This is a genomic window from Acidovorax sp. FG27, from assembly GCF_040365715.1.
Taxonomy (GTDB): domain Bacteria; phylum Pseudomonadota; class Gammaproteobacteria; order Burkholderiales; family Burkholderiaceae_C; genus Paracidovorax.
Genome location: NZ_BAABVY010000001.1, coordinates 63,575 through 77,318 on the forward strand (window position 1 = coordinate 63,575; position 13,744 = coordinate 77,318).

General features: G+C 63.8%; 13 protein-coding genes. All 13 read right to left on the minus strand.

Annotation, left to right across the window (positions count from 1 at the left end; translation table 11 throughout):
- Positions 1–9 precede the first annotated feature (9 nt).
- Positions 10–1,743 (minus strand): cell surface protein, encoded by a 1,734-nt coding sequence (locus ABWV53_RS00285; protein WP_353361743.1) that lies wholly within the window; start codon positions 1,741–1,743, stop codon positions 10–12.
- 174 nt (positions 1,744–1,917) lie between these two features.
- Entirely contained in the window at positions 1,918–2,334 is a 417-nt protein-coding gene (locus tag ABWV53_RS00290; RefSeq protein ID WP_353361745.1) for a hypothetical protein, read from the minus strand.
- A gap of 60 nt (positions 2,335–2,394) precedes the next feature.
- Positions 2,395–4,854 carry a type II secretion system secretin GspD gene (gene gspD, locus ABWV53_RS00295; protein WP_353361847.1) on the minus strand — a complete coding sequence of 820 codons (2,460 nt, stop codon included), beginning with the start codon at positions 4,852–4,854 and terminating at the stop codon, positions 2,395–2,397.
- A gap of 24 nt (positions 4,855–4,878) precedes the next feature.
- Positions 4,879–5,613 carry a hypothetical protein gene (locus ABWV53_RS00300; protein WP_353361747.1) on the minus strand — a complete coding sequence of 245 codons (735 nt, stop codon included), beginning with the start codon at positions 5,611–5,613 and terminating at the stop codon, positions 4,879–4,881.
- On the minus strand, positions 5,610–6,170 hold the full coding sequence (gene gspM / locus ABWV53_RS00305) for a type II secretion system protein GspM (RefSeq protein ID WP_353361749.1): 561 nt from the start codon (positions 6,168–6,170) through the stop codon (positions 5,610–5,612). The genes ABWV53_RS00300 and gspM overlap by 4 nt, the downstream gene beginning before the upstream one ends.
- Positions 6,170–7,477 carry a PilN domain-containing protein gene (locus tag ABWV53_RS00310; protein WP_353361751.1) on the minus strand — a complete coding sequence of 436 codons (1,308 nt, stop codon included), beginning with the start codon at positions 7,475–7,477 and terminating at the stop codon, positions 6,170–6,172. Before ABWV53_RS00310 ends, gspM begins: the two co-directional genes overlap by 1 nt.
- A gap of 3 nt (positions 7,478–7,480) precedes the next feature.
- On the minus strand, positions 7,481–8,302 hold the full coding sequence (locus tag ABWV53_RS00315) for a type II secretion system minor pseudopilin (RefSeq protein ID WP_353361753.1): 822 nt from the start codon (positions 8,300–8,302) through the stop codon (positions 7,481–7,483).
- Positions 8,303–8,363: 61 nt separating this feature from the next.
- Positions 8,364–9,074: a prepilin-type N-terminal cleavage/methylation domain-containing protein gene (locus tag ABWV53_RS00320; protein WP_353361755.1), complete on the minus strand. Its 711-nt coding sequence runs from the start codon at positions 9,072–9,074 to the stop codon at positions 8,364–8,366.
- Positions 9,071–9,475 (minus strand): type IV pilus modification PilV family protein, encoded by a 405-nt coding sequence (locus tag ABWV53_RS00325; RefSeq protein ID WP_353361757.1) that lies wholly within the window; start codon positions 9,473–9,475, stop codon positions 9,071–9,073. Before ABWV53_RS00325 ends, ABWV53_RS00320 begins: the two co-directional genes overlap by 4 nt.
- Positions 9,472–9,918 (minus strand): GspH/FimT family pseudopilin, encoded by a 447-nt coding sequence (locus ABWV53_RS00330; RefSeq protein WP_353361759.1) that lies wholly within the window; start codon positions 9,916–9,918, stop codon positions 9,472–9,474. The genes ABWV53_RS00325 and ABWV53_RS00330 overlap by 4 nt, the downstream gene beginning before the upstream one ends.
- Before the next feature lie 36 nt (positions 9,919–9,954).
- Complete coding sequence (gene gspG, locus ABWV53_RS00335; protein WP_353361761.1) at positions 9,955–10,410, minus strand: type II secretion system major pseudopilin GspG; 456 nt, start codon at positions 10,408–10,410, stop codon at positions 9,955–9,957.
- Between the two features lie 28 nt (positions 10,411–10,438).
- Positions 10,439–11,707 (minus strand): type II secretion system F family protein, encoded by a 1,269-nt coding sequence (locus ABWV53_RS00340; RefSeq protein ID WP_353361763.1) that lies wholly within the window; start codon positions 11,705–11,707, stop codon positions 10,439–10,441.
- Positions 11,700–13,442 carry a type II secretion system ATPase GspE gene (gene gspE, locus ABWV53_RS00345; protein ID WP_353361765.1) on the minus strand — a complete coding sequence of 581 codons (1,743 nt, stop codon included), beginning with the start codon at positions 13,440–13,442 and terminating at the stop codon, positions 11,700–11,702. Before gspE ends, ABWV53_RS00340 begins: the two co-directional genes overlap by 8 nt.
- Positions 13,443–13,744: the final 302 nt, after the last annotated feature.

Sequence of the window (13,744 nt, forward strand, 5' to 3'; positions counted from 1 at the left end):
GCTAAACAATTAAGGGATCGCAGGAGCCACGACACGCGTGAAGCGGTGGGGCCAGGTGATACCGAAGTTGCCAGAGATGCCGTTGCCCACGTTCGGGTTCGTCAGCTTCTGGAACGAAGAACCCAGGATTGGCAGGCCAGGACCACCGTTGGTCGTGGTGATCACGCCCCAACCGTTTTCCGAGAAACCAGCCGTCAGGGTTTGACGAGCCACGTTGCCACCCAGGACCGACGAACCGCTGTCCTTGAAAGCCAGCACGCTGGTTTCGCCGCAGAAAGCGAAGCGGGCAGCGGTAGCAGGCGTGCCAGGCGAGAAGATCGGAGCTTCGCCAACCACATCCGGGCCTTCTTCACGGTCACGGAACACTTGAGCGTCTGCGTTCACGCAGATGTTGCCCACGGAGTCCACGCTGGTGTTGTTAGGACGGAACCATTCGGCAGTCGACGAGCCACCGGCCAGTTGCGAGAACAGACGATAAGCAGGAGCGTTGATACCAGTGACCGTTTGGCCGCCAGTGCCGGTGCCGGTGGCAGCGTAATTGGCCACCACACTGTAACGACGGGTGGGCATGGAGAACACCCAGTCAGTCTTAGCCGTGATGACCGTATCCGTAGCGTACTGATTGGTAACCGACGTGGCAGCCAGGGCCGTGGTCAGCTGGTTGGCTTGCGTCAGAGGAGCCGTAGCCGACGGAGCCGTGGTGTAAGGCGTCGACATGTCAGGCAGGTCATAGTTCGCAGCAGGCAGCGTAGCCGTCGTCAGTTGCGTACCGTAAGTAGCCGTGTTGCCCACAGCCGAAGCAGGGTAAGCGTTCGTGCGGAACAGCGGATCAGCCGTGAACGTGTTGATGCTTGCGGGAGCAACAGCACCGCTGGTCTGCGGGAAGTGCACGAAGTTGGCACGGCCAGCGTCGCCAGTAGCGGACGTCAGGGCAACCACGGAGGTAGAAGCGCCGGAGAACGTCGTGGTTTGTGGAATGTTCAGGATGTACCAGTCACCCAGCAGACCGGACGTAGGCGTATCGAAACCAGCGCGAGCAGCGGTGTTTTGATCGTTGTAGGCGGTGATAGCCGTGGTGTTCAGCAGCGTGCGAGCCGTAGAACCAGCCACCGAGCAAGGAGCCACGCCGTTCACGTGCTTGATAGCCGTGTACAGAGCGGTAGCCGTGCCGCCGGTGTTGGCAGGACCAGGAATGTCAGCCATGTTGAACAGTTCAACGTAGCCTTCACGGGTTTGGTTGGCCTTGTCGCCGGGGATCAGGTTGGGATTCAGACGATCGGTAACGAACTTCTGGGGCACGTTCTTGGCGATGGCAGGCACCGTGCAGCTGTTGTCAGCCGTGGTGATTTGTGCGATGCCGTCAGAACCTTGCGTCACAGCAGCGGTCCACACGTCGCCAGGCGACAGGAACAACTGGAAGTCAAGAATATCGTCAGAGTTGGAAGCGCTGCGGAAACGCACCTTGACGGCCTTGCCGTTCACGGTGTCGGTGTTCACCACGTGGAACACGCTCATGTTGTTGTTCTGAGCGTTGAAGTAAGGCACCAGCAGGTTGTGACCCACGCCAGCGTCAGAAATACGCAGGGTCGTGGCGTTGGTCGTGGTCATCGTAGCCGCGGTGCCCGCAGCTGCGTTACCGGTCCACGTTGCCGTGCCAGGAACGACGCCAGCCGAGGCAGCACCTGCCAGGCCCAGGCCACCAATCATGGCAGCAATGCTCAGAGCCAGAACATTTTTCTTCATACAAGGAACTCCAGTTAAAAAAGTTGGTAAGCGCAACTACCACGATTGATTACGCCGGGGAATGTTAGCACAGCGTACGAAGCGGGAGACTACCAGGGAAACTGTAAAAAAAAGCGTTGTTGATGAAATGCAACACAGCTTCAGAAAGCCGCAGCGCGAAGGTCAAGAGAGTGCTCAGGGCGCCTCGTAATGCCACCACTTTCCACCCTCCAGCACCCAGATGTCATCCGAGTACATTTCGATGGGTTCCATCTTCAAGCCTGCGATAGGAGGCACCACCTCCATCTTGATGCGAGCAACGCAACGCTCGGCCTCGCAGGTCACGCTGTCCACGTCCACGGACTTGGCAGAGAGGCCCGCGAACTTAACACGATACTGTCGCAAGGTGCGTAGCTCACGATAAGAGGGAGTCGTCAACTCATACGCCTTGTCAGGACGGCCATCCAGCCGAGCCTGCCAGAATTCGTTGGCCCGGCTCTTGACCGTGCCTTCAGGGCCACCGAAGGTGGCGCAGCCCGCCAGCGATGCGGCTGCGCAGGCGACTGCCAGCATTGCGGCAGTGCGTGAACGCAGGATGGGAGCAATTCTCATAGTCGTCTTCCTCAAGGTTGCAACAGGGGGGATGCCGAATGCATCAAATCAAAGACCAGATCATTGCGGAGGCAATGGGTTGATCGGCAAGGGCAGCGTGGCGGCCGGGGCAACCGAATTGCTCTGCGCCCGGGGGTTGCGCTCTTCGATGGCTCTCAAACCCCGAAGGCGATCACGCAGGTCTTCGCTGACCTCCCGAATCTCTGGATCCGTGCGTACGACCCGAGGCGTCAGGATGACCAATAGTTCCGTTCGCTTGCCTTCTCGTGAGTTGCTGCTGAACAAGTTACCCACCACTGGAATGTCTTGCAGCAGCGGCACGCCCCGTTTGCCCGAAGAGTCGGAATCTGTGATGAGCCCGCCCAAGACCACGGTTTCGCCCGAACGGACGGCTACCTTGCTATTGATCTGCCGCTGAAGGAACGTTGGTTGATCTCCGGTACTGGCGGTGGTGTCGGTCAGGGACTGGTCAATCTGGAGCGTCACCAAATTGCCGGCATTGACGGAAGGGGTGACGGCAAGATTGACGCCTGTGTCGCGGTACTGGAAAGACTGGGTGCTAGCCCCGGTGGGATCCCGCAAAAGCTGAGAGGGGACAGGCACCTGATTGCCCACCGACATGACGGCAACGTGATTGTCGAGCACCATCAAGGATGGGTTTGAAACCATCTTGACCAGACCCTTCGTCGCCAGCGCGTCAAGCACCACACGTACGTTGCCGTTGGCCAGGGAGTAGGTGAAGCCCTCGCTCGCGCCAACGCCCGGCAGCGCGGTGCCCGCCGCACGGGCTGCATTCGAGAAGAGGCCCTCACCGTCGAAACGCCCGACCCCTCCGTTGAATGCCCACTGCACTCCGTACTTCAGGGTGTCGTTGAGGGTGACCTCGATGATCGATGCATCGATCAGCACCTGCGTCGGCGGCAAATCGAGTCGCTTCAAGGTGGGTTCGATCTTGGCGAACTCGCTCTTGGTACCCCACACCAGGATGGAATTGTTCAACTCGTCCGCCATCACCCGGATGTTGCCGATCATCGCCGTGGTCGAGCCCTGCCCCGCGCCGCGCGTGTTGGCAGCGTTTTGCCCAGTCTGGCTGAATTGCCCGCTCGACGTCCGATTGCCGAAGCCGCTTCCTCCGCCGTAGCTGCCGCTGCTGCCGAATCCCGAGTTGCCGAACCCGGAATTGCTAAAGCCCGAATTGCCAAATCCGGAGTTGCCGAATCCGGAATTGCCAAAGCCGGAGTTGCCGAATCCGGAGTTGCTGTAGCCGCCGCCCAGCCCTGGAGCCACACCACTATTGGCTGCTGTTCCGCTCGAGGTGTTGCCGCCGAAGATGCCGCTCAGCACCCCGGCCAGATGCTTGGCGTTGCCGTTCTGCACCTTGTAGATATAGAGCTGCGGCTCGGCGCCGTTGTCGATCGGCTGATCGATCTTCTCGATCCAGCGCCGGGCTTCTTCCAGGGCTGAGGCACGGGGCGTTACCACCAGGATGCTATTGAGTCGCTCCACAGGCACGATGCGCACGCCGCCGAAGAACGTGCCACCGGTCGCGGTGGAGGCGGCACCTGCGCGGGAGCCGGCCCCCTGCCCTGCCGAGCCAGCGGCCACTGCAGACGAGCCACTGCGCGCGGCACCCGCCGCTGCAGTTCCAGTCGCGCTGGCGCCAGCCCCTTCAAAGCCACCACCTGTCATCAGGCGAATGGCCGTTTCCACGTCTTCGATGGAAATGTTCTTGAGCGGGAACATGCCCACGGACATGCCCTTGAGCAGGTCCACATCGAAGGTATTGACCAGGTCGAGCCAGCCTTCGGCTTGCGTGCGTGTGCCCACCAGCACAAGCAGGTTGCGCATCGGATCGACTCGCACGATGGCCTCGGAGGGCACCATGGGCCGAAGGATGGCGGCCATCTCCGCAGCACCGATGTACTGCAGCGGGACGATGATGGACCCATAACCCGGCGGCAGGGGTGTGCTCTTGACCGCCTGGCGGATGGTGCCGCCAATGCCGCGCAGCAGATCGGGCTTGCCCACGTGGTAAGTACCCCGCGCGTCGCGCAGCATGGCAAGGCCATTGGCCTGCAAGGCGCTTTCAAGCAAGAAAACGGCTTGATCGGGCGGAATGGGCACCCGCGTGGACAGCGTGACCGACCCCACCAGCGGTGGATGCAGCACGTAAGGCGTCTTGAGGATGTCGCCCAGCAGCGTACGCACCACCTCAGCCACTGGAGCGTCTTCAAAATTGAACGACAGCGGAGCGCCAGTAAGAGGCGCCACTTCCTTTGCCGGAGCCACTACTACGTCGTTGCCGCGCATGAAGCGCGGCCTGGATTCGACGGCCGCATCCTGCGCGGGCAGCGTCGATGCTTGCGCGGGTGCCACTGGAACAGCCGCCCCGGCTGGTGAAGCCATGCCGGTTTCAGTCAGCGCGGGAGAAGTCTGCGCGGACGCGGTCGTGGCGAGCAGGGCGCAGGTCCAGGCGGTCAGTGCGTAACGAGGAAAAGTCATGTCTGGAGAACCGATCATCACGGTGAAAACTTGGGGCAGCGCCTAAGAGCGACCGCCGAAGGTAGGCTGGAGCGGTGCCGGTGCCGCGCCCCCCGCAGCAGCCCCTGGCCCGCCCGGTCGATTGGAGCCGGGCGGCTGCGCTGCCTGGGTCGCCGGGGTCTCGGCGGCAGGCTCATACCGCACCGCCGGAACCACAAACGCCGAGCCCGGAGAGCCACGAACCACCCCGCCCGCTCCCTGCGATCCTGCTTGCGGAACTGCGCCCGCAGCACTTTCACCCGTCGCGGATTGCAGCAAGGAACGCTGCAGCGTGAGCACGCGCTGCTCTGCGCCTCGCATGAACGTGACGGATTGACCCTGAATGGACTTCAACGTCCAACCGTCCACCAAGTCGTTGATCTGGGCGCGGCGCTGTTTGCCGGCGATCAAAATGATCACCCCACCTGCACCGTTTCCTTGGAAAACGCCGGAGAGTCGCGCAGTGCTGAGGTTGTCGGGCGGCGGTGCCTGCACGGATTCTGGAGGCGGCGGCGGCGGCGGAGGGCGCCGTGTCACCGAAAACACCGGCCGGTCGAGCATGGCCACAAAGCGGCTGGTATCTGCCGAACCCACTGGTGGCAGTACCGGCAGCATAGCCTGATAGTCCACACGCAATGGCTCAGGTGGAACCCACGTGCTGTTACGAACCGAGCCGTCCGCATGAAACCAGAGGACGGCCAAGACAAGTGCCAGGGCTAGGGCCAATGTGGTCAGAATGTGCAGGGCGTAACGCTTCATGGACGCTCCCGCAACACGCTGATGCCAAACTGCGCCGACAGTTTGGGCGCGAATTTGGGATTGGCGACCGCCAGACCGCCAATGACCTGAATGTCCAGATCGTCCAGGATCATGATGGGCATCTGGCTGCTGAGCACAGCCAGGGCACTTTGCACGGCAATGAGATCGCCATCCGTTCGGAATGTGACAGGGATGCGGTCGAAGCCCTTTTCCTCCTTGGGTGGAAGCACCTGGCTGCTTCTGATTTGCAGGCCCGCGGCGCTGAAGATGTCGCGCACCTTTTGCTGCGCCACGTTCCCGGTTTGGTTGGAGTCTTGCGTTGCAGGGTAGATGTATTGCGCGCGCATCTGGTTGGCTTTGGCCAGCACGCTCGCAATCTCTTCCCCCTGCGCTTGCAAACCGAGCATGCGCGCATGACGCGGCTCGAGCTTGGCCATGTTGTCCTCGGCCCAGCGATGCTTGCCGAACACATACCAGCCGGCGCCTGCCAACGGCGCCAACACCAGCATCAGGCTGCCGGCCACCAACGCCCATTCGCGCATGCGTAGCTTCTTCATCACCGCGCCTTTCCACCGGCAGGGGCTGCTGGGGCGGCAGGAGCAGATCCGCCAAACGTCGCACCGCCACCGAAAGTGGCGCCACCGCTGTCTGCAGCCGCCTTGCCCGCTACGGGTGCAGCAGCCGGTGCCGGAGTTGCCGTTGCAGGCGGCGGGGGCGCGGCAGGCGTTCCAGCAGACCCGGCGGTTGCAGCACCCGCCGCAGAGACGGCGGCTGCCGCTGGCGGATTGGCACCCACCGCGCCAGCAGCCGATGCGGCCGCAGGCGGCACCACCCCGAACTCCTTCAGGTCGAGCATGAATTCGATAACAAACGTTTCCTTGGTCGACGCGCCAACGCGCGTCGCGGGACTGGGCGCCTTGACGTCGCGCAAGCCGGGCTGCTCCCCCAGCAGTTGCATCAGGGCGGACGCATTGCCCGCGATGCCCGACAGCGTGACCTTGCGGCCCTGCAGCTTGAAGCTTTGCACGGCCGTGTCGTCAGGCAGCAGCCGCGTGAGCATGTCGAGCACACGTAACGGCTCTACGCGATCAGCCACGGACTCCGACAGCGCGCCAAGCTTCTCGATGGACTTCATCATCTCCTCGCGCTGACGCACTTGCGGCGCCACCTCCTTGGCCAGGGCATCGTGCGCGGCAAAGGCCTGCAGCGCACGCATGCGCAACTGCAGGGTCGGGGTGACGGCCATCGCCAATAGCAGCACGGCGATCAACGCGAGCAACGCATAGCCAGCACGACGGAAGCGCCGGCCATAAGCCTTGCGTGCGGCTTCGCCGTACCCGCGCAGAACGATCGGCGAACCCGCAGCACCGCGCACCCAGACTTCATAGTCGGCGATGGCACCCAGCCGCGATGCCTGTGACGCCGCATATTCCGCCACCTGCTTGCGCGATGCAATCGCCACGTCCGCGTTAACTCCGCCGCCCCCGCCGGGACGGGTCGCGTGGCCCCACACCAGGTCATCCGGAGCAAACGGACTGATGGATCGGGCTTGCAGTGCCACGGCGCCTTCCAGATCGCTGGCGCCGAGCCGCGGCAGCGCCATCGAGCGCCGCAGCACCAGGTCTTCCGGCACTTCGAGGGCCGTAAAGCTGGACTTGAGTCGGCCGATGGGCTGCGCGTGCCCCACACCGGCGCACCAGAACGACTGCCCGCCATCGGCATGCAGCAGCACGACTTGGGGTTCGGGGGTCAACCACGACAGCGCGGGCGATTCGCTCACGCTGGCCCAGGCCTGCCGAGTGTCTCGCCACAGCGCACGAAGATCGATGCCCAGGAAACGGGCGTCGGAGGAAAGGGACGGCATCTGTTATGGGGTAGTTGCGCGTTGGACAGGCTCAACACTGCGGAGGATGCGAAAGGTATGCCACGGGGCACCATCGGGGACACGGGCGTCCAGCGCGACGTTGCGAGCGACGCGCACCATCGACCCATCACCCATGGGAACTCTCGCCTGCACTCGGAATTGCCTCACTGCGGAAACGTCTGTCAGCGACCCATCGATAGACGAAGTGTCGACCCCCACCTGGCCCGCAGCTCTTCTGGATGCGATCTGTGCCGCAGCGCCTGCGTTGCCTCCGGTCAATACCTGCAGCACTTCAGGAGGTGCTGCCATCGGATTCACACGGCCCGAGCCGCGCAAGTCGGCCGTCAAAAGGCCAGCGAGTCTAGCATAGAGGTCGTAGTCGATACCGGGCACCCTGAGCAGGTCTTCCTCCGCCTCGAAGCGCTGCCGACCGCCTCGCGCATCGGGGGTGTCGCGCACCGTGATCACGGCCTGCGCGGCCGCCTGGGCGGCTGCAGAGGGCAGCCCACCGGCCACGGCGAAGAGGCGCTCCAGCAGTGGCGCAGGCGCCGCATTGATGTCGATATAGCCGTTCAGGGGAATGACTTCCACCTGCATCGAAACACCGCGGTAGACCACTTGCGACTGCACCGCCTGCGACACCGGCTGGTTGTTGGCAAGCAGCGCTTGCAGGGCAACCTGAATCGCGCCGTCTCCCAGCGCCTGCGCCTGCACTGACTGGCGAGACAGTGACATCATGCGTGCCTCGTCCCGGATGGAACGAGTCAACCCCGTCGCCAGCACGCTGAGTGACGCCACGATCCACAGCACCGCGATCAGCGCCACGCCGCGCGCCGCAAACCGTTGGGAGCCAGCGCAGCAAGGCGCCATGCCGATGCGGCCCATGCTAGCGCCCCCCAAAAGTAGGTTCGTTGGAACGGGGGTCGCTGGCGGGCATGACGCGAAGCGGCACGATGAGCTCGGGCCAATCCCCAGTTTCCGCCTGCACCGAGACAAGCACCCGCTGCGGCAGCACGTCGACTTCCTTCCAAGCAGCAGACCATGCCGGCGGCTCGTAACGCGCGTCTTCATACTGAATCGCCAGTCCTGTCGCACCGGTCATCAGGATGTAGGACTCGGCACCGCCCCAGTTGGGTGGCGTGGCGGTGTCCACCCACGGGGTGTACTGCAGAACCAGTGCGCCATCGGCCAGCCCCAGACGAAAGTGATACCGACCGCCGGCGCCGTAACGCCCGGGCATGACGCCGACCCACGCCAGTTGCTGGGCCTGCCCCTGGAAAAAGAACTGGCTGGCGCCAGCGGGCACCAACCCCGTGATCTTCTGCCCGGACACCCGCTCCAAGACCGACCGCAAGAAGCTCTGCGCCACACGCAGGTCGTCTGCCTGTTGCAGGCGGGAGTCCACCCGACTCTCTGTTTGCGCTGCCGTGCGCAACGCGGACCCCAGCGCCAGCATGATGAGCGACAGCAGCGAAATCACCACCAATAGTTCCACGAGGGTGAAACCCGGCGCAAAGCGACGGCAACTCCCTTCCCCAAAGCGGCGGGGCGAGAACAGAGGACGGCCTTGGCTCGCAGCTAAATCGACGCGGGTCATCGTGTGAACCCCGTTTCAGGCGGCTTGCGCTGCGGCCGCAGCGTCGCGAGTTCGAAGCTGCGGTCGCGCTCGCCATCGAACCAGCCGACGACGATTTCAACCTCGTGGAGCGGAGGAATGTCAGGCCCCGACAGGCCTGTGCGGTATGGAGCGGAACTGACCTGCCAGCGGTATCCACCGGATTCGCCCGATTGCCGCCACCCCTGCTCGGGCACCGCGTCGCGCAGCGCCATGATGGACTCAGCCAGCAACACCGCACGCTGGTAGCGCTCCACATCGCCTGCGCTGCGGGCACTGCCGCCCATCGCACGATAGAGCATTCCAAGCGCCAGCGCCATGATGGCGAAGGCGACCAGCAACTCAAGAAGCGTCAGCCCGCGCTGACGCGCATTGCACGTCATGGGGTGAGAGCCTCCTGGCTTACCCGGCCAGAAAGCCAATCCACGCGCAAACGCGTACCGACCTGTGGCGAACGCAGTATTTCGATACTGCCGCCGGTGGCACCACCGCTCGGGAGAAACAGGATGGAAGCCTTGCCGTCCGTACCCAGCTCGCGACCGGCGACGATGGCCCGCAGCTGCAGCGGCTCTGGCAAAGGCTTGCGCACTTCATCCACGCCGTAAGACCTCGCCTGCAGATCCACCGTGAACCGCACATCCCGGCCTTCAGCCATGGCAGTACCCCTGGCCGCTCGCATCTGGCTGAACATGGTGCGGACCGCATCACGGTACTGCGACGATTCACGAAAACGTTCGAACGCGACCGGCACCAGCCCGATGACCAAGGCCAGGATCGCAAAGACCACCAACAGCTCTACCAACGTAAAGCCGCGCGCGCGACGCATGCTGCCAACGAGACTGGAAAAGAGAGAGCAGCAGGCTTATTGGGCGTTCCGGATGTCCGCGGCTTCGCCGTCACCGCCGGGCGCGCCATCGGAACCCAGCGACAGGATCTCGATGCCGCCATTCGCACCGGGACCGGTGTACCGATAGGCGTGGCCCCATGGGTCGGTAGGCACGCCGCCCTTGAGGTAAGGGCCTGCCCAGCCATTGACGGCGCCAGGGCGCTTGACCAGCGCTTCCAGCCCTTCTTCGGTGGTGGGGTAGCGGCCGACGTCGAGCTTGAACAATTCGAGCGACTTGTCGAGGTCAGCAATCTGCACGCCCGCAGTCTTGGACTTTGCGCCACCGAGCTGATTGAGCACACGCGGGCCGACCAGGCCGGCCAGCAGCGTCAGGATGGCCAAAACGACCAGCAGTTCGATCAGGGTGAAACCGCGCGCGGACCGGCGGGAGGGCATCTGGCCGACGGTACGGCTTGCACGGGATTGCGCCATGAACACGGCTCCTTCAGTAAACCAAAAATTATACGGCGAGGTCATTGATCGACAGGATGCCCAGCAGGATCGACACGATGATGGCAGCGATCAGCACACCGAGCACCAGGATCAGCACGGGCTCGACCAGGGTCAGCAGCCGTTTGATACCGGTTTCCACTTCACGGTTCAATATGTTGGACAACTCCAGCATCATGGGCCCGATCCGCCCGGTCTCTTCGCCCACGCGTATCAGGTTGATGGCAAGCGGCTCGAAGATGCGGGTGGCCGAAACCGCCTGCACGACCTTGCCGCCTTCCTTCACGATGGGGGCGACCTTCCCGAGGGACTGTTGAAGCACGGTGTTGCTCACGGTATCGGTGGCAATGTGCAGCGCCGTCAGCATTGGAACGCCGTTTCCGAGCAGGGTGCCGAGCGAACGGGAAAAAAGTGTCAACTGATATTTCAAGGTCAGGCGGCCGACCAGCGGCAGCCGCAGCAGCCATGCCTGCCACCACGCGCGTCCGCCAGGAGAGCGGAGCCAGCGCATCGTCAGCGAGCTCAGGCCGACCAGCAACACCGCGACTACCAGCCCGTAACTTTTGAACGCATGCCCCAACGCCATGACCCACTGGGTCGGCAAGGGCAGCGCATCGCCCATGTCGGTGAACAGTTTCTCGAACTGCGGAACCACGAAGCCCAGCATCGCGATGAGCGAGAGCACCGCCACACCCAACAAGATGGCAGGGTAGATGGTGGCGGAGATCACGCTCTCGCGCAGGGCGCGTTGCCGCTCCATGTGTTCCACCAGACGCTCCATCACCGCAGACATCTGCCCGCTGGCCTCCCCGGATCGAATCATGTTGATGTAGAAATCGCCGAAGAGCTCGCGGTGGGCCGCCAACGCGCGGCTGAGCGGCGTTCCGCCCTTCACGGCGTCGAGCACGCCCTGCAGCATCGCGGCCACGCTGGGCTTGTAGCTCATCTCGATCAGCACACGCAGCGCGTTGTCGAGCGCCAGGCCTGCCCGCAGCATGATGGAGAGCTCAGAGGTCAGCGCCAACACATCGGAGGCTTTGACGGCGCTCTTGTCCACCCGCCCCTTGCGCACCGGCGCGATGGCCGCCGCGCCTGTGGCCGTGGTGGCCGAAGCGCCCTTGCCCACCGCCGCGCCAGGCATGGCGCCTTCGACCACGGACAAGGGCGTCACTCCCTGCTCGCGCAGCACTTTCAGGACCGCGGCCTCGCCGGCCGCATGCAGATGGCCTTCGGTGATCTTGCCGGCGGCGGAAACGCCCCGCCATGAGTAATCAGGCATCGGACTGGTCCTGTGTCACCCGCGCCAGTTCATCCAGCGTAGTCATGCCTGCAGCGACCTTGCGCAGTCCGTCTTCATAAAGATTGAGCATGCCCGCCTGCGAGGCCAGGGCGTTGAGCGCATTGGCGTCGCGCCCCTCGATGATGGCGCGCCGCATGGGCTCATCCAGCACGAACAACTCGTGAATACCCGTTCTGCCCCGGTAACCCGACTGCCTGCAGTGCTCGCAGCCCACGGCACGGTAGACAGGCTGCCCCAAGGCAGAAAACCGGCTCAGCCCCGTCCGCTCGCGTATCTCGGGCCCGGGCTCGTAAGCCTCCTTGCATTGCCCGCACAAGGTGCGCACCAGCCGCTGGGCCAGCACGCCGTTGACTGCCGAGGTGATGAGATAACTCTCTACGCCCATGTCCTGCATGCGGATCACCGCACCGGCCGCCGTGTTGGTGTGCAGCGTCGACAGTACCAGGTGCCCGGTCAGCGCAGACTGCACGGCGATCTGGGCCGTCTCGCCGTCCCGCATTTCACCGATCATGATGATGTCGGGGTCCTGACGCAGGATGGAACGCAACGCGTTGGCGAAGGTCAGGTTGATCTGGGGGTGCACCTGGATCTGGTTGATACCCTCCAGTTGGTACTCCACCGGGTCTTCCACCGTGATGATCTTGTTGGCCTCCGCGTCGATCTTGGAGAGGGCCGCATACAGCGTGGTCGTCTTGCCGGAGCCGGTCGGGCCGGTCACGAGCAAGATGCCGTGGGGCCGAGCCAGCAGCTCGTTGAAACGCCCCAGCGTATCTTTCTCGAAGCCCATTTTTTCCAGATCGAGCCGCACGCTGGCGCGATCCAGCACCCGCATCACCACGCTTTCGCCGTGCACGGTGGGCACCGTGGATACCCGCAGGTCGAGTTCGCGGCCCTTGACGCGGGTCTTGATGCGGCCGTCCTGCGGCAGGCGGCGCTCGGCGATGTCGAGATGGGCCAGCAGCTTGACCCGGGAGTTCACGGCAGCGCTCAGGCGGGGCGGTACCAGCTCGCCTGTGTGGATCACACCGTCCACGCGGTAGCGCACATGCAGTCCGTCGTCGAACGGCTCCAGATGGATGTCCGATGCGCGAAGATCGATCACGCGGCCGATGATGCTGTTGACGAGCCGGATCACCGGCGCCTCGCTGGCCAGATCCTTCAGATGCTCGACGAAGTCGCCGCCATCGGTGCCATCACCGAATCCGTCATCCGCGTCGTCGCCCTCGGCCCCCTGCTCCTCGGTCGGTTCGGACAAGGCCTTCTCGATGTCGCTGTCCAGTGCCAAGTGCGGGATGATCGCGTGGCCGGTGGCCAAGCGCAACGCCTTGACCACGAAAGCATCCTGCGGGACCGCCATGGCGACATGCAGACGACCCTCGGACACCCGCAGCGGATAGACGCTGTTGGCGTGCAGGAACTCTGGCAGCAGGCCATCCACCTCAGGCATGAGCTCCGGGAACTCGCCCGCCGTAACGATGGGCACGTCCAGTTGCCGTGACAAGGCCTGGATCACGTCCGATTCGGACACCAACCCCAGCCGCACGAGAACGCGGCCCAACATGCCGCCCATCTCCTGCTGAGCGGAGAGCGCTCGCTCCAGATCGCGGGCACTCAGCTTGCCCGACTGGACGAGTAACTCCCCCAACGCAGGACGCAAGGTGGGCGTCGGATCTACCAAGGGGTCTATACGTTCAGGAAGGGTATGCGTCGTCATGGGGTATGCAAAGGCTCGCCGTGAGCGGCGCCGCGTGCGGTCGAGCGCGCGGAACGGGTGCAAGTGTAGCTGCGGCCACCACGCGCCCTCCAGAGCGCGGGCACCGTCATGTGCACCCTAGTCAGACAGTGGAACGCTTCGCTTAAAGTCGGAGGCAACCCGGGACGCTCTTCACGAACGGGAGGGCTGCAAACCGCTGCGGGTTCGTCCGCTCTGCGATCTTGCAGAGGTTCGCGCCCGATCTGCAAATGCTGCGCCTTTGCTCATCGCGCCACTCAGCAGGCACCTGACGCCCGATTCGT